Origin of the sequence: Paenibacillus agaridevorans (assembly GCF_003112455.1) — a bacterium.
Classification (GTDB): Bacteria; Bacillota; Bacilli; order Paenibacillales; family Paenibacillaceae; genus Pristimantibacillus; species Pristimantibacillus agaridevorans.
The window spans coordinates 13,079-30,151 of sequence record NZ_BDQX01000063.1 but is presented as its reverse complement, the minus strand read 5'-3'; the positions used below and the strand labels follow the sequence as shown (position 1 = coordinate 30,151).

Below are 17,073 nucleotides of genomic sequence, written 5' to 3'. Positions count from 1 at the left end.
GGGGGGGGGGGGGGGGGGGGGAAAAGCCATACTGTCAGCTCTTGTTGGGCGGGAGCCTGCGACAAGTGGGCGTGGAAAATTAACCTCTCCTACTCCAACTTTAGTGCCTGCGGAGCAGACTATATCGGATACCACCCTGCCAGGCCCCTCCCGGAAGCGATTTACCTGCTTCGCGGCTTTGGGTTAACTTTGACCGGCTGCGGCGCGGAAGAAGCCAACGGTACGCTCATATCCGTTTCTCCTTTTCTTGCTATAGGATCAAGTTCTGTCAACATCATAGGTTTTATGACCTATAACTATTACGGAGGTCGGACAGCAGTTGGCGACTATGTAGTTAGCGTACAAAATAATTCTCATCTCACTCTTACCGGCGGAGACATTCCAATCGTAGGCAATGTGGCTGCCAAATTCGCCGAAGTTACTGACGGATCGAAATTATATATCAATGGGCTGACAACGAACCTGGATTATCTGGATGATTCGCAAATCGTCTGCACGACCCTGGGAGAAGCTTCAATTGCAGGAGCCAAAATGAAATCGATGGCTGAGGGCCAGGATCAGAGAGACAGCTTTTCAACGAACGGCAGCATCAATATTGTGGGTGCCGGGGACAAAGGTCATCTCAAATTCAAAAATTCAGCATCCAATCAAACCTCTCATCTGTGGGTTGCTGCTGACGGTTCTCTACGCTTCAAGAATGGCACACCGACTTCCGACACCGACGGTCAGGCAGTTTCGCTGGCGTAAGACAGCGGATTTACTATGCTTCTGCTCCAAGTGTCATGTCCAACGGTCTTAAATGGAAAAGGGAAGCCTGATTATAAGGAGGTGGGAGCTATGCTGGGGATCGGCCCTACGGGAATTGCATTGATCGTGTTGGCGGGGATTCTGCTCTTTGGCTCGAAAAAGCTGCCTGAACTTGGTCGCGCCGTCGGTCGGACGTTGCAAGAATTCAAAGCCGGAACAAAGCCGTTGATCGAGGATCTGGACACCGACGATAAGAAAGGTTCCTGACATGGAGCGGGGCAAGGAGATCCCTTGACTAAGCAATCATTCATGGAAAGGATCGGTGGATAAATGAAAGCTTATATGAAGTCTTCGAAAAGATCTGCCTGGATCGTTATGCTTGCCATCGCGCTGTTTGCCTCCGGGTTTCCAGCAGGGCAAATAGCGGAGGCGGCAGCCTCTTTATCGAACCTATCAACGGGGGGAGGGCCTCATGATGTAGCGATCAATCCGCAGACCAAACGAGTTTATGTTGCGAATGCGGATAGTGATACAGTAACGATTTTAAAAGAAACGGATGCAGGAATGGTTCCGGAGGCTACCGTTGCGACCGGTACGACTCCTTATGCAGTCGCTGTAAATCCTGTAACTAACCTGGTTTACGTCGTCAATGCGGACAGTGATGACATGACAGTGATAGACGGGGCGACCAATGCTGCGTCGACTATAGCTGTGGGGGAACGGCCTTTTGCCGTTGCAGTCAATTCCGTGACCAACAAGATTTACGTGGCAAATGCCGGAAGCGGGAATGTAATCGTAATCGATGGAACGACACTTCACACACAAGATGTGGCTGTCGGAGACAGTCCGTTCGCGCTGGCTGTTAATGAAGCGACCAATAAGGTATATGTCGCAAACATCGACAGCGACAACGTGACCGTCATTGATGGAGCCACGCTCGCAACTGAAACGATAGCCGTCGGGTTGGGTCCTAACGCGATAGCAGTCCATTCGTCTACAAATCGCATATACGTGGCGAATTTATTCGGTCATAACGTCACCGTTATTGATGGTGCAACCGGGAATACGACAACGGTTGCGTCCGGGCTCGCGCCGAGCGCCGTTGCAGTCAATCAAGCGACCAACAAAATTTACGTTGCCAATAAACGAAGCGGGAACGTTACGATTATTGACGGCACGAACAACAGCACCTCGACCGTAGCTGTCGGCTCAAGTCCTGCAGCGCTTGCCGTATATGAGGATGGCAACAAGGTTTATGCAGCGAATTTCGGCAGCAATACCGTCACGGTCATTGATGGAGCAACTCATGAAACGACGCAGATTACAAGCGGCAAGAACCCTGTTGCGCTCGCTGTAGATCAGGTCTCTGCCCATGTGTATGTGGCAAATTTTAATGGCAATTCGCTGACCGTTCATCGTGCCAATCGCATAGTACCCGAAAATCCTGAAGGCGGGGGGAACACGACTCCTCCTAATGGCGCGGAGACAGGTTCCAATGGCATAACGGCTGTTCCTGGCGGGCTCAAGCTTGACCCTTCAACGGCTGCGATCCGTGTTGCGCCGGATGCTGATGGGACTTCTGTGTATGAGGCCATACTTCATGCGGATCCGTTGATCAAGGCGTTCGACATGCTGGCGGACAAGGAGCAAGACGAACGAACGGTTACGTTTGAAGTAACCGGAACCGAGCCGGTTCGACGGGTGGGAATTCCAGCCAAGGCTATACTTGATGCAGCCAGGTTAGATTCTGATGTCTTTATCAGAATTAAAGCTGACAATGCCGATTACCGTTTGCCGGTTCATTTGCCGCCCCTGGTTTCTCTCTTGAAAAAACTCGGACAAGAACAAACGGACAAGGCCGTTGTCTATGTTTGGATGAGGACAATTACAGATCCCGATGCGAAACGAATCGTTGATCATCTCGCGGAAACAGACATCGCGTTGCTTGGCGACATCGTTGAATTCACGCTTTATGTGGAGACCGGCGATAACAGCTATACGATCTCCGATTTCGGCAGCACATACGTAGCAAGGAGTCTCTATTTGGCAGGCAACGTTGACGCATCCAGAAGCACGGCAGTTGTAATTGATCCGGTTTCCTATAACGTTTCCTTCGTTCCTTCCGTGTTCAATACGACCAACGGGATTACGGAAGCAACCATGTATCGAAACACGAACAGTTTGTATGCGGTTGTTCATGCTAAGAAATCGTTTACTGATTTACAGGGACATTGGTCGAAATCCGATGTCGATTTACTCGCATCCAAACAAATTGTAAAGGGAATTTCCCAAACGAGCTTCGCCCCGGACAATCCTGTAACGCGCGCTGAATTTGTCAGCCTGCTCGTACGGGCGCTGGGACTTGTCGAAGATGATTCGTATGCCGAGAAGTTCAGTGATATTTCGGCAGCAGATTGGTTTGCCGGAGCAGTTGGCGCTGCATCCAGGGCGTCTGTCATCAGCGGCTTTGAGGATGGCTCATTCCGGCCGAAGGCAACGATCACGAGGGAGCAAATGGCGGTTATGTTGTCAAATGCTTTGAAATTTGCCAATAAAACAGCGGGCGCTCCAGGAATGCTCGATTTGCAAGCCTTCGAAGATCATGCCGATATTAACCGGTGGGCAGTTGCAGCTATGGCGGATATCGTTCATAGCCATATTTTTAAAGGGGTTACAGAGACCCGTCTTGTTCCTCAGGGTACAGTAACAAGGGCGCAAGCCACTGTCTCGATCAAACGGTTTCTTCAGACCGCTAATTTTATCAATTAATGTTCTGATTTATCCGAAAGAGGGCACCCAAAGTTATTATGGATAACTTTGGGCACTCTCTTTTCTGTGATATCGATCCAAAAACGTTTGATTATATATATGCGAAAAGAGGCTGTTAAGGTTGAAGAGAGAAATCGAGTCGTTAGAAAGTCAAAAAGTGCGAAAAATCAGCTTCGAAGGCGATGCGCTTAGAATGTCGATGGATTGGACAGTCGAGGATTTAAATAAGGTGCAGGTACTGGTTGAAAGTACGCATGGGGCTAGTCATCCCAGCTCCTATCACTTAAATCAGCTGGTAAGCGAGATCGAAAAAGGCGTTTTTCAAATGGACGGAAAACCTGCTATCTATACAGCAACAGACATATGCGATGGAGTCGCGCAAGCGCATCAAGGTATGAAGTACTCCCTTCCATCCCGGGATATGATTGCTTCCATGGTCGAAATTCATGCCATGGCTACCCCATTTGACGCAATGGTTCTATCCTCTGCTGGAGATAAGGCGGTTCCGGCTCATTTGATGGCGATAGCCAGGTTGGACATACCAGCTATTCATGTGCCTGGCGGAGCAATGGGGGCGGGCCCTTGCATGCGTTCCAATGAAGAGCTATGGCATATGAGCGTAGAAGTAGATAAAGGCAAAATGACCAAGGAAGAGTTTTTAGCTTTTCAACGTGCTTGCTGCCCTACCTGCGGTGCTTGTCAATATATGGGGACCGCGGCTACGATGCAAGTAATGGCAGAGGCTTTAGGATTAGCGTTGCCTTGGTCAGCGTTAATTCCTGCAACAAATGCGGAGATCGGGCGCATGGCGCGCGCTGCCGGTCAACAAATTATGCGGCTGGTGGACGAAGGGATAACACCTTCTAAAATATTGACGAAGGAAGCTTTCGAGAATGCCATTATGGTCCATTCTGCTATTGGCGGTTCGTTAAATGCGGTTATGCATTTAATTGCGATCGCCAGAGAAATCGGGATTGAGCTCGATGCGCAGCAGTTTGATCGCCTCCATCGTCAAATTCCGGTGCTTGTTGATACGAAGACAGCCGGCCATTATCCGACAGAGCTGTTTTGGTATGCGGGAGGCGTACCGCAGGTGATGCTCGAGCTTGAATCCTTTTTGCATCTGGATGCGCTGACTGTAACCGGAAGGACATTACGAGAAAACTTAAACGAATATCGAAACAACGAAATGCCTCGTTTTGCAGAAATGTTTTTGGCCAATTACAAGCTAAATCGCCGAAATGTTATTTATCCTATATCCAAACCGCTTAAACCTCATGGATCGCTTGCCGTGTTAAAAGGCAATTTGGCGCCGAAAGAAGCAACGATTAAAATCTCGGCGGTTTCGGCAGACATGCAGGTGCATAAGGGGAGGGCGAAAGTTTATGATACCGAACGTTCTGCCGTCGATGCGCTTATCAATAAGGAAATTGTGCCGGGTGATGTCATTATTGTTCGTTATCAAGGTCCCAAGGCTGTCGGTATGCCGGAGATGTTTTTTATCTCTGAATTAATCGCTTCTGATCCTTTGCTTTCACACACGACATCATTGGTGACGGATGGGAGATTTTCCGGCGCTACGCGCGGACCTTGCGTAGGGTATCTGGGACCCGAAGCGCTCTCGGGAGGCCCGATTGCCGTTGTTCAGAATGATGACATTATTTTAATAGATATTCCGAACCGAACAATCGATGTAGTTGGAACGGAAGGCGTAGAACGTACTTCGGCTGAAATTGAACAGATATACAGCAAGCGTCTGGAAAGCTGGACGCCTCCGACTATTACGCATAAAGGCGTGTTGGGCCAATATACACGCGGCGCAAGACCGGCGTTAGAGGGAGGCTCATGCTCGAGTTATCATTCCAATTATTTTGAATAGGGGAGAATGGTATTGGCAAGAAAGTTGAATATCGTCGTTGGAGGCATGCTTCAGGAAAGCAATACGTTTAGCTCATGCAAAAGCGGCATCTCTGATTTTTATAACTATTATTTTAGAACGGGAGAGCAATTGTTCGACAATAACGTAGACAATGAATTAAGCGGATTCCTCCGTGCCGCCAAGGAGCGATCCGATGTCGCCATACTTCCAACCCTATTTACCCAAGCGTGTTCTTCCGGGCCTATCAGGCGGAGCGATCTGGATAAGCTAAAGCGATTGCTGATTGAGCGATTGGAGGGTTTGCCTGCATGCGATGGCGTTTTATTTGCTTTGCATGGTTCATGGGTAGCCGAAGACAGCGATGATGCCGATGGGGAAATTGTCACCCTGATTCGCAATCAGGTAGGTGCAGATGTTCCAATCGTTATTACGCTTGATTCGCATGCTAACGTTACTCAGACGATCATGGATCAAGCGGATGCGCTTGTCGCTTATCGAACATTCCCTCATGCCGATTATGCCGATACGGGCTACAGAGCTGCCAATATGTTGTTTTCAATGATGGATAAGTCGATTAAGCCGTACATGCATCATGTAAAAATCCCTTTAATTTTGCCGGCAGAAGCGCATACAACAAGTGTCGATCCCATGAAGGGGTTGTGGTTGGAAGCGGACAGAGGCCGGCAAAACGGAGCTTCATTAGAGACCTCGCTTCTGATTGTTCAGCCGTGGCTGGATGTCGCCGAGCTTGGCTGTACGGTTGTCGTTGTAGGCAGGGATGCAGCGAAAGCAGAGAAGGAAGCAAAGCGGCTGGCGGCGTTATTATGGAGCAGACGTCAACAATTTCAAGTGAATTTATGGCATGTAGAACAAATCATAGAGGTAATGAGAAAGCAAAAGCCAGCGGGTCCCGTTATTGTTTCCGACTCTGCAGACAGTCCTGGAGCCGGGTCGCCTGGAGACAGCAATGCCGTGTTGCGTCAGCTTCTGCAATTCGGCGATGAATTGAGATTTACTTGCCTGTTAAGTATGGTTGATGGCCATGCAGCCAAGCTGGCTGCTGACAAAGGCGCAGGTCAAAGCGTGACATTAAGTGTCGGTCACTCCAAGAGTATCGAATACGGGCAACCTGTCGAAATTCAAGGGACGGTGGAACACGTCTCCTCAGAGGGTTCATTTACTTTTGGCGGCGGTACGGTCTCCAATATGAAGGCGTTTATGGGCCATTGTGCAGTTATTCGCATAGGCAGCATACATTTGCTGCTGATGGAGCATCCGACCTTTACCGGTGATCCGGCTATGTATAGAAGTGTTGGTCTGGAACCGCTGGAAGCCGATTTCGTTCTGGTGAAATCAGCTTCGCAGTTTCGAGCCGAATATGAACGCATCGCGAATGGCGGTATTTACATTGTTGATACGCCTGGAGCAAGCACTGCGAATTTATTGGAGCTGGCGTTTAAAAAGGCGCCAAGACCCTTATTTCCTTTGGATGAATGTCTGGATTACATCGTGTAGCTGCTTGCAGCAAAGGGGGAGGATGGAGTGATCATGCGTTTACGGCATAAGGTCGCCTTGGTTACAGGCGGCGCTACCGGGATTGGTCGAGAAGTATGTCTGGCTTTTGGCCGCGAGGGGGCCAAGGTAGTTGTCAATTATATAGGCAATTCGGAAAAAGCCGAGAAAGTCGTGGCGGAGATCGAAGCAAATGGCGGAACGGCAATCGCTATTTGTGCGGATGTCAGCAATGAAGAACAGATCGGGAGTATGATTCGGGAAATAGGAGCAAAGTGGGGAGGCGTGGACATACTCGTTAATAACGCGGGCATTTATCCGCGTAAAACCTGGCATGAAATTACTGGAGAAGAATGGGACAAGGTGCAGGCCGTCAATGCCAAATCCTGTTTCCTGACGAGTAAAGCCGTTTTTCCCTATATGCGCAGCAAAGGGTACGGTAAAATTATTAATGTGGCCTCTGTAACTTTTTTCCGCGGTCAGAAAGATTTTGTTCATTACGTTGCTTCCAAAGGAGCCGTCATCGGCTTCACTCGCGCTTTGAGCCGCGAAGTAGGGGGCGATGGAATTACCGTTAATGCGATATCGCCTGGTGCAGTTAGGACGGAACAGGAATTGCTTGATTTCCCGGATGCTTCCTTACAAGAAGAAACAAGGATTTATTTGGAGCAAGAGCAAGCGATTCCCCGGCGGCAGCTGCCGCATGATATGGCAGGCTGCTTTATCTTTCTTGCTTCGTCTGACAGTGATTTTATGACAGGCCAAACGTTAAACGTAGACGGTGGCTGGGTGATGCACTAGGGCGCTACGGTTCGAAGCTAAAAAGCATTCAAGGTTATTGATTGTCCTTGAATGCTTTTTGCTGTCGGAATAAGTTTAATTAGGAATTACGATACTCCTGAGGGGTCATATTGATTTGCTTTTTGAAAAAACGAATAAACGACAAAACCGAATCATAGCCTACCTTTTCAGCAATTTCGTAGATTTTATAGTGTGTATTTTTGAGCAGTTCTTTTGATTTTTCCAGGCGACACACATTTACATAATCGGAAATCCCGATTCCCGTTTCCTGAATATACAAGCGCGATAAATACACGGGATTCAAATGGACGATTTCAGCCAGTCGCGTCAGCGATAAATCCTCTTCAATATGTTTCTCGATAAAATCGTTTAGCCATAAAATGATATTTTCCTTGCCAGGCTTTTCTACTTCTCCTTTGTGTGCAAAGATTTGATTGGCGATTGCGGAAAAGTAAGTTTTTATTTCCTCCCAAGACAAGTCCTCCGGGTTCGCTTGCGTCAGTTTGCCAAGCTCGATCCTGGCTGATAGAGCAGAATCAGGCGGATGAAGACGGAAGTAGGACGAAAATATGGAGGCAAAGCTGTGATAGACCTCCAGCTTCAAAAAACCGGAGACCGATTCGCGACTCGTTTCGACCATGATTTCCTCGAATAGCCTGTCGAATTCCTCATTTTTTCCGTTTTTCAAATAGTGCGCCAGCAGCTCTATTTTTTTGATCACGAAGCTTTGCATTTTATGTTTGGCGGTGGCAGCTGGCGGATTGTCAGTGTCCGAAGCGGTCCGATTCGTAAGCCTAAGCTCTTTGCCCGCGCTGGCTTGGCTCAAAAATTGAGAGCGGAGAAGGTCAAACATTTCCGATAGTTGGCTAAGCATGACAGGCTGTTTCCCAAGTGCAAAAGAAAACGAAACCTTAAGTAAATCGCGACATATGGACTGAATGGAAGGGATGGATTCATAGACAAAGAAAAACGTCCGTTCCCACACCTCGTCAGCTACTTCCCCCTGATGCCCGTCGCTCAAGATCGCCTTGGGTTGAAGCAGGCAAGCCATTCTCGATTCTTCGACGGTAACCGATACGATATCGACGGATACACGGAGCAGCTCCTCTGTCACATTCCGCGCGGCATAGAGCAGCAATTTTCGATCTGTCGTCCCGGTAATTGCGGCCCAGTCGTCTACTCTGCCCACAAGTACATATACGGGAAGCTCGCCATTCAGTGTGATTCCAGTCTGGCTAAATTGTTCTTTGCTGCGGCGAAACTCTCCTTTTCCATGCAGCAAATTGTACAAAACCTGCTCTTGCAGAAGCGGGACCGCCTGTCTTTTTTGCATTTGCGCCTCATGAAGCTGCTTGATTGTCGCATACTCGTCGTCGAGCGCCGACACAGCTTTTAATATGGCTTTGATAATAACCTCGTCACTTTCAAACTTGAGGATAAAATCAAATCCTCCGCCAGAGATAGCGGCTTTCGCATAATGGAATTCCCCATAGCTCGTCAGAAAAATGACTTTGCAGCCAGGCCAATATTCACGAATTTTATGAAGCAGCTCGATACCTTCCATTCCAGGCATCTTAATATCAGTCAGCACGATGTCGATTTTGATTTTTTTGAGAATATCGATGGCTTCAAAAGCCGAATAGGCTTTGTACATTTCGAGTTCCAATGGTTTGCATTCATCCATTAACGTTACGAGGCGATCTACAATAATAGGGAGATCGTCCACAACCATCATTCGGTACATGCCGGTTCCTCCTCATTTTTTACTGCTTCATTTTGATTATTACGCATAAGCCGCCTAGTTGAGATCTGCAGAAAATCAGGCCGCAGTCTTGGCCGAACATAAGCTGTAAGCGGCGATGCACATTGATTAATCCGGTCGGTTCTTCCTGTGGCACGACTGCCGCTGTGAGTTGGGCGGACAGGGCGGCGATACGGTCATCATCGATGTTCGTTCCGTTATCCTCAACCATTACGCTCACGATGTTATCTTCCCGTTCATAGTGAATCCATAATTCCCCTTGCGAGGTGTGAGCGGCGAGCGCGTATTTATAAGCATTCTCGATAATCGGCTGAATAATCAGGCGCGGCACAAGCGCTTTTCCCAACTGGTGGGGGAGCGGCTCTATCTCTACGTCAATACGATCTCCGTAGCAGATGGTCTGAATATCTACATAGGTCTTCGTATGTTTCATTTCTTCTTCCATCGGAATCAGGTCTTCTTCATTCTTCGTGATGAATCGATAGTAATCGCGTAAGTGATAGTTAAATGCAGCCGCCTTGTCATATTCCTTATCCGTAATTAAGCCGCCCATAATAAAAAAGCAATTATATAGAAAGTGTGGATTGATTTGTGCCTGGAGCCTTTTTAATTCAGATCTTTGCGAGCTGATTTCCTTTTCGTACACTTCATGAATCAAAATGTTTAACTGGGAGACCATACGGTTAAATCCTGCAAATAAATAATGAAATTCGTCTCGAGTCGCTTTTACTGCAACTGGCCCAAACCGGCCTTGCTCCACCTTGCGAAAAGCGGAAACAAGCACTCGGAGCGGATTATGAATCATTCTGTACAAGGTTAAAGCGAGCAGAATAATCGCAGCAATCGATAGGACGAGAATGACCCATACCCACTTTTCATAACTCCTTAGCTGACCCCAAATATTCTCCTCCGGAATATAGACGAACAGAGATAAATCGAGCTTGTCCGATGTAATAAACGATTTCCAATAGGTTGTCGTCATCAGCTTTACAGAGCCTGCTCCGGAAAGAGCCTCCCCTGTTCGATCATGCTCGGAAAGCACTTTCAGATTTTGCAATATCGTATCATCCTGGGTGCTGGAAAGCATCCAGTCTTCCGACCTGTGGATCAGCAGAAAATCGCCTTGCTGCGGACTGACGATATTACGCAAGCTGTCTTTTAATTGATCGGCAGAAAGCTCCATCATAACCACAAACAAGGGTTGGCGCTCGAAATTGATGTCGATTGGATAACGCATGCTCAGGAATAATCGCCCGTCCTCCAATTGAAAGATTCGGCCAGGGTCTACGTTTCTGGACAGTCTGTCTACCTCATCAGGATTATCAAGCTTGTTATAGTCGTACACGCTGTTAGGGGTGATCATCTTATTCATAAGGGGGAAGTAAATCATTGGTTTGTTTACAAAAGTGCTGGATGACCTGACCATAATCAATCTTTTTTGTAAAACTTTAACTTTATCTTGCAAATCCAATGCGTGCAAGTTTTCTGATACACCGATGAGCATCGGGTCCTTGTCTACCGTAAATTCATAAAATATTTGGGAGAGGCGGTTGATTTCCTGTTCAAGATTTTGCATATAAAATGCGTTTCGGCTGTTTACCGAATGGCTGATCTCCGTATGAATGCTTTGCGAGCCCTTTACGTTCATCAGCAGCGTCATTGCGTAGAACGGCAGTAAAACACCCAAAAAGACGAGGGTTAGTTTGATGAATATGGATATTCTCATACAAACGACACTCCCTCCGCTCTGACAGTAGAACCATCATAAGAGTTTTTCCAAAGGATCGTCAAGTTGTAAACAGGCTGACTGACGAAGCTATTGAAAGTAGTTTATAGATGTATATAAAAGTTTAGGAAAGCTTATGGTTGTAGGAGAGTTCTGAGTATATAGTAAAGATCAGTCAGACAGATGTACAACAATTTAAGGGGGAAATGATATGAGTCTCAGCAAAACAAAAAGGTTTGCGCTTTCTTGTATGGTCGCCTTGCTTCCGGCAATGGCGGCATGCAGCGGCACGAATGGGGACAAGCAAGGACAAAATGACGCAACATCGAAACCGGTAGAATCGGCTCCGGCTGTTGAAGAAAAAATCGATATGAATAGTAAATATGATCCTCCGATTACATTAACGACGTTTAGAGGCAACGTGCCTGAGTATTTTTATCCAGAGGAAACGATGGATAAAAACGCCATCTACGATGCTTATGAAAGAGATTTGGGAATTACACTTAAAAATAATTGGGTTGTGGACAGCAAGGAGTATCATTCCAAGCTCAAGATCAGCATCGCAGCCAATGACCTGGCGGATTTTTTCTTGGTATCGGCTGAGGATTTAACGACTTTGGTCGAATCCGACATGGTCATGGATTTGACGGAAGCGTATGAGAAGTATGCCGATGAAAAAACAAAAAAAATGTTGACATCCGACGGCGGTAAACAAATGAAGTCTGCGACTTTTAACGGGAAACTGATGGCAATCCCGCAGACGAACAGTCCTTTTAACAGCGCGGAAATGGTTTGGGTGCGCAAAGACTGGCTGAAAGAAATGAATCTGCCTGAACCGAAGACGATGCAGGATGTATTGGCCATTTCCGAGGCGTTCGCGACGAGAGACTCCGGCGGCAAAGGGAAAGTGTTCGGTCTGGGACTGAATAAGGAAACGATAAGCCAACCGTTGGGCTTTCTTAACGGTTACCACGCTTATCCTGGGCAATGGGTGAAAGACAGCTCGGGAAAATTGGTTTATGGCAGCGTACAACCGGAAGTAAAGACTGCATTAAAACAACTGCAGGATCTTTATAAAGCCGGACAAATTGACCCGGAAGCCGCTGTTAATGACGATGCAAGAAATGTGGAATATATAGCAAACGACCGCTTGGGCCTGATCTTTGGCCAGTTCTGGTACAGCGCCGCCTTGCAAGACGCAGTTGTCAAGGATAATAAAGTGACGCAGGACTGGGGAGTGTACATGATCCCTTCCATTGACGATAAACCCGGCATGACGCAAGTATCGGCAACGGTAAACTCCTTCTACGTCATCAACAAAAACGCAAAAAATCCGGAAGCTGTGTTCAAACTGCTGAATCATTGGGTTGGCGTTTTGACTGGAGGATTGCCAGCCGAAGGCGAACCGCGCGCTGTTTACAGCTTTGGTAAAGAACTGAAAGAGACAGGGAAGGAAGTATGGGCCGTCAATCCGCTTGTGGTCCTCCTGCAAGATCTTTACATTCAGGGCGGGGAACACATCACGGAAGCGCTCAAGACGAATGACCCTTCGGCAATCGAGTGGAGCGGTGACCTTAAGAACCGGTATGAGCAGCTTAAAAAGTATGAAGCGGGAGATACGACCTTCTGGCTGCAAAGCAAAATAGCCGGCGAAGAAGGAGCATTTACCAGAATGTACGAGTATTTCAAGGAGGACCGCTATCATTTCAATGAGTTTTATGGCACCGCAACTCCAACGATGATCGAACGCGACGAGTTGTTAAAGACGAAAGAGAAGGAAATGTTTGCGAAAATCATCATCGGCAGCGCCTCCATTGACGAATTTGATAAATTTGTCGAAGAATGGAACAAACTGGGCGGAGAAAAGATTACGGAAGAAGTAAATGACTGGTATGCAAACATGCAGTAACAGGATGGAGTGAGAGCATCGGGATGGGCGAGAAGATGTGAATAACCGTCTTCTCGCCCGCTTGCTTTCAGTAACATAGAGGAAGGAGACAGAGAAATGATTGCCGCAGTGAAAAAATATTGGCCTCTGCATCTGATGATTCTGCCTGGTTTTTTGCTGGTTCTCGTTTATAGCTACGGACCGATGGCCGGTCTGATCATTGCGTTCAAGAAGTTCATGCCGAACAAAGGAATTTGGGGTTCGCCCTGGATAGGGTGGGATAATTTCGAATTTGTTCTCTCCCTCCCGGACACTTCGCAGATTATTCGCAATACGATTATTATTGCTTTGATGAAGATGATAGCCGGAATGATTGTGCCCATTTTCGCGGCCCTCATGCTTAATGAAGTTCGAAAAGCAGTTTTCAAGCGGACTGTTCAGACGCTAATTTATTTGCCCCACTTTTTGTCGTGGATTATATTGGGCGGCATTCTGATTGATATTTTGTCTCCCTCGCAGGGGATTGTAAATAAGTTGCTCGGAGTATTCGGGGTGGACCCGGTTTTTTTTCTCGGCGATAATCGCTGGTTTCGTTTTACATTGGTATTCTCCGACATTTGGAAGGAATTCGGCTTCAGTACAATCGTGTATTTGGCTGCGTTGACGAGCATAAATCCGGTGTTGTATGAGGCCGCAGAAATAGATGGAGCAAATCGTTTGCGTCAGACCTGGCACGTTACATTGCCTGGAATGCTGCCGATCATTGTGCTGCTCGGTACGCTTAGTCTTGGAAACGTGCTTAACGCCGGCTTTGATCAGGTGTTCAATTTGTACAGCATACCTGTATACGAGACTGGCGATATTATCGATACCTACGTGTACCGTGTCGGCATCCAGAAAGCGCAGTATGGCATTGCTACAGCGATAGGCTTGTTTAAGTCTGTTGTTTCCTTACTATTTATATCATTGTCCTATGTCTTGGCCTACCGATTTGCGAATTATCGCATCTTTTAGAACAGCGTAATTAGGGGGGAATATAGTGGCTGTTAAAGTATCGAAAAGTTATCGCCTGTTTACCATTATGAACAATTTTTTGTTGTTGCTCCTGGCGATTACATGCGTCCTTCCTATGCTCCATATTTTGGCCTTGTCTTTCAGTTCCGCTTCCGCCGTAACCGCCGGAGAAGTGACGTTCTGGCCTGTAGATTGGACGACTGCCGCCTATGAAAATGTATTTGGAAAAAAAGAATACCTGGTTGCATTTTGGGTTTCTATTAAACGGGTCGCGATCGGTGTAACGATCAACATGCTGCTGACCATTTTGATCGCCTACCCGCTGTCGAAGGAAAATAGCCAATTTCCGGGGAGAACGATTTACGCCTGGTATTTTGTTTTTACGATGTTGTTCAGCGGCGGGCTGATCCCATGGTACATGATCATTAAGGATACAGGGTTGCTGGATACCATCTGGGCGCTTGTCATTCCTTCTGCTGTCCCGATCTTTAATGTCATTATTCTGCTTAACTTTTTTCGAGGTTTGCCCAAGGAGCTTGAGGAATCTGCAAAGCTGGACGGCGCAGGATATTTTACTGTACTGTGGCGAATTTTCGTTCCGCTCTCCATGCCGGCGTTGGCTACATTGCTTTTGTTTGCTGTAGTTGGTCATTGGAACAGTTGGTTTGATGGTCTGATTCTTTCGAATCGTACCGAACATTATCCGCTGCAGAGCTTTCTGCAGACCATTATTATCAAATTGGACCCCGCTTATTTGACGCCCAAGCAGGCAGAGTTGAATGCCCTGATGAATAATCGGACAAGTCGGGCGGCGCAAATTTTTGTAGCGGCTTTTCCGATCTTAATCATTTATCCGTTTCTGCAACGATTCTTTATCAAGGGAATTGTGTTAGGCAGTGTAAAAGAATAAGACGTACAGGATATTGTGGGAAGGAATGGAACAATGATGAACAATTCGAACACTAAACCGGAGAAGGTGCAATATATTTTGCGCCCTCTATTTACCATTTTGCAGGATGATGCGCTGTGGAAGTCATTTATGGCCTACGCCAAAAACATTCGCGCTGATGCGGTTATGGCGTTTAGTACGCATTTGGAAGCCAATCATCCGAGTCTTGAGAGTCTGCGCGAGCGTCTGCCTTTGATGGCTAAACGGTTCGCCGAAGTTCGCGCCGCCGGGATGAGCCCGATGGTCAACTATTACGTGACTCTGGGTCATGCCAATATGCTGCCTGCCGAACATGCCAAGTCATTTACGGATATGGTCGATGGGAAAGGCAGAGTCGAACATGGCTGTCCGTGTCCGCTTTGTCCGGAATTTCGTTCCTATATTTACGAGGCCTACAAGTTGTTTGCCTCGCTGGATGTCGATGCGGTATGGATCGATGACGATTTTCGATTGTTTGGCCGCGCTCAAACGGATTCGTTTCTATGCTTCTGTGATCGGCATATGGAGGCGTTTTCCAATAGAATGGGAGTTGCATATGGCCGTGATGAAATCAACGAGGCGTTGCTAAAGGACCCTCTAGGATGCACGCCTGTGGAGTTGCAGCTTCGTCGCGACTGGCGGGCGTTCCAGGAGGATATTCTTGTCGAGTTTGGCGTTCTGCTCCGCGAGGCATGCGAATCAGCCAATCCTGACATTCAGATGGGATTGATGACCAATACGATTGAAATGATGCTGCGTCACGGTCGTCATTTGGATGCCGAGATCAAAGCGCTCAGGACAAAGAACAAGCCGGAGCCGCATGTCAGGCTCGGCGGCGCCAGCTATACCGACGAGCATCTGCCAGGCATTCTTGATCGTTGCGTGACGTTTGACGCGTTGGCTGCCATGATCACGGAGCCCAGCCAACTCAGCTCCGAAATCGAGCAATTCCCTTGGACCATCGGAGGGAAATCCGCACGCGCTCTTGCTTTGGAGCTTTATGTACTGTCTATAAGTTTCAGTCCGCGATTGACCTTAAGCATTAACGACGGCTTCCTTGGTTTTGATGATGTGTCGGGCAATTATCAAAAAACGCTGGGTCCTTTAAAAGATTATTTGCAAGCTGTTGCCAACGCCGTGTCCGGGAAAGTGCGGAGAGGAACATCGCTGCCTTTCCCTAGCGAGCCTGATGTGATCGCCGGCATGGATTTAAGCGACGAACCGTCAATGCGGTTTAATCATTCGCTTACCCGTATCGGTATACCTGTTGCGCCAGGCAGCCATATACCGACATTGATCACAATGAAAGAGGCGATGGCTTATCCGGAAGAAACATTAACGTCCTGGCTGGAAAAAGGAACAGTGATCACTTCCGAAGCCTATTATCATCTGTGCAAGCGAGGTATCATGAGGAATAGTCCGATCCGCGTAGAGAAGGGGGATATGTCGCATCGAACCACAGTCGAGCGTATCGTTGCTCCTCATGCGCCGGATTGGTTGCGAAACAAGGATCTAGTCGCTTGGCTTTATATGCCGATGCACACGGAATATATCCTGTCGGCAGAAGAAGGAGCCGAGGAATGGTCGGAAATTTATGATAACCTCGGCAATCGACAATCCTCAGGCGTCGTAGTGACGAGAGAACCATATCCAATGGTGGTTGTACCGCATACAGGGGGCTTGTTGAAAGAGACAGGGCGACAATGGCTGTATCAACAAGTTATGTCCTATCTGACAGCAGGCGAATTCCCGGCCATGGTCGAATTCGGCGTCAATATTTATCCAGTATGGTGGGAAGATGATAAGGAAGTGCTGCTCGGACTCTCCAACTTCAGCTTGGAGACATACCCGTCTCTTGCTCTTTGGATTCCGACTCGTCGCAAGCTTGATAAAGTGGAACAGCTCTCTCGCGAGGGGGTATGGGCGGAAGCCGATGCAAGCGTTTCTGAACATCCGGATGGCGGCGTTCGTCTTACCTTGCAAGGAAACAGCGTGCCCGATCATGCATCATTCGAAACATACCGCTTTATATTTTGAAGGGAGGGTA

The 17,073-nt window shown here is 47.7% G+C and carries 12 protein-coding genes; 10 read left to right on the top strand and 2 right to left on the bottom strand.

Annotation, left to right across the window (positions count from 1 at the left end):
- The 6 genes from PAT3040_RS36830 to PAT3040_RS07215 all read left to right on the top strand — a co-directional run.
- On the top strand, positions 1–747 hold a 747-nt coding region (locus tag PAT3040_RS36830; RefSeq protein WP_181376481.1), incomplete at its 5' end, for a hypothetical protein.
- A 90-nt stretch (positions 748–837) separates the two neighbouring features.
- A complete protein-coding gene (locus PAT3040_RS07235; protein WP_181376480.1) occupies positions 838–1,014 on the top strand; it encodes a twin-arginine translocase TatA/TatE family subunit in 177 nt (58 codons plus the stop codon).
- A 63-nt stretch (positions 1,015–1,077) separates the two neighbouring features.
- Complete coding sequence (locus PAT3040_RS07230) at positions 1,078–3,516, top strand: S-layer homology domain-containing protein (RefSeq protein ID WP_108992060.1); 2,439 nt, start codon at positions 1,078–1,080, stop codon at positions 3,514–3,516.
- A gap of 121 nt (positions 3,517–3,637) precedes the next feature.
- Complete coding sequence (gene ilvD / locus PAT3040_RS07225; RefSeq protein ID WP_219930246.1) at positions 3,638–5,395, top strand: dihydroxy-acid dehydratase; 1,758 nt, start codon at positions 3,638–3,640, stop codon at positions 5,393–5,395.
- 12 nt (positions 5,396–5,407) lie between these two features.
- Positions 5,408–6,910 carry a M81 family metallopeptidase gene (locus PAT3040_RS07220; RefSeq protein WP_181376479.1) on the top strand — a complete coding sequence of 501 codons (1,503 nt, stop codon included), beginning with the start codon at positions 5,408–5,410 and terminating at the stop codon, positions 6,908–6,910.
- A gap of 33 nt (positions 6,911–6,943) precedes the next feature.
- Complete coding sequence (locus PAT3040_RS07215) at positions 6,944–7,708, top strand: SDR family NAD(P)-dependent oxidoreductase (RefSeq protein ID WP_219930245.1); 765 nt, start codon at positions 6,944–6,946, stop codon at positions 7,706–7,708.
- A 79-nt stretch (positions 7,709–7,787) separates the two neighbouring features.
- On the opposite strand, the gene PAT3040_RS07210 is transcribed toward PAT3040_RS07215, so the two are convergent.
- Together PAT3040_RS07210 and PAT3040_RS07205 are read right to left on the bottom strand one after the other, a co-directional pair.
- Positions 7,788–9,452: a response regulator transcription factor gene (locus PAT3040_RS07210; protein ID WP_108992058.1), complete on the bottom strand. Its 1,665-nt coding sequence runs from the start codon at positions 9,450–9,452 to the stop codon at positions 7,788–7,790.
- Positions 9,453–9,471: 19 nt separating this feature from the next.
- Entirely contained in the window at positions 9,472–11,196 is a 1,725-nt protein-coding gene (locus PAT3040_RS07205; protein WP_108992057.1) for a sensor histidine kinase, read from the bottom strand.
- A 211-nt stretch (positions 11,197–11,407) separates the two neighbouring features.
- Here PAT3040_RS07205 and PAT3040_RS07200 point away from each other — a divergent pair, with 211 nt between their 5' ends.
- The 4 genes from PAT3040_RS07200 to PAT3040_RS07185 all read left to right on the top strand — a co-directional run bounded on the left by PAT3040_RS07200 (position 11,408) and on the right by PAT3040_RS07185 (position 17,063).
- Positions 11,408–13,105, top strand: coding sequence for an extracellular solute-binding protein (locus PAT3040_RS07200; RefSeq protein ID WP_108992056.1), 1,698 nt, complete (start codon positions 11,408–11,410; stop codon positions 13,103–13,105).
- Between the two features lie 96 nt (positions 13,106–13,201).
- Complete coding sequence (locus tag PAT3040_RS07195) at positions 13,202–14,098, top strand: ABC transporter permease (protein WP_108992055.1); 897 nt, start codon at positions 13,202–13,204, stop codon at positions 14,096–14,098.
- A gap of 67 nt (positions 14,099–14,165) precedes the next feature.
- Positions 14,166–15,008, top strand: coding sequence for a carbohydrate ABC transporter permease (locus PAT3040_RS07190; RefSeq protein WP_108992062.1), 843 nt, complete (start codon positions 14,166–14,168; stop codon positions 15,006–15,008).
- Positions 15,009–15,041: 33 nt separating this feature from the next.
- Positions 15,042–17,063, top strand: coding sequence for a hypothetical protein (locus PAT3040_RS07185; protein WP_108992054.1), 2,022 nt, complete (start codon positions 15,042–15,044; stop codon positions 17,061–17,063).
- Positions 17,064–17,073 lie beyond the last annotated feature (10 nt).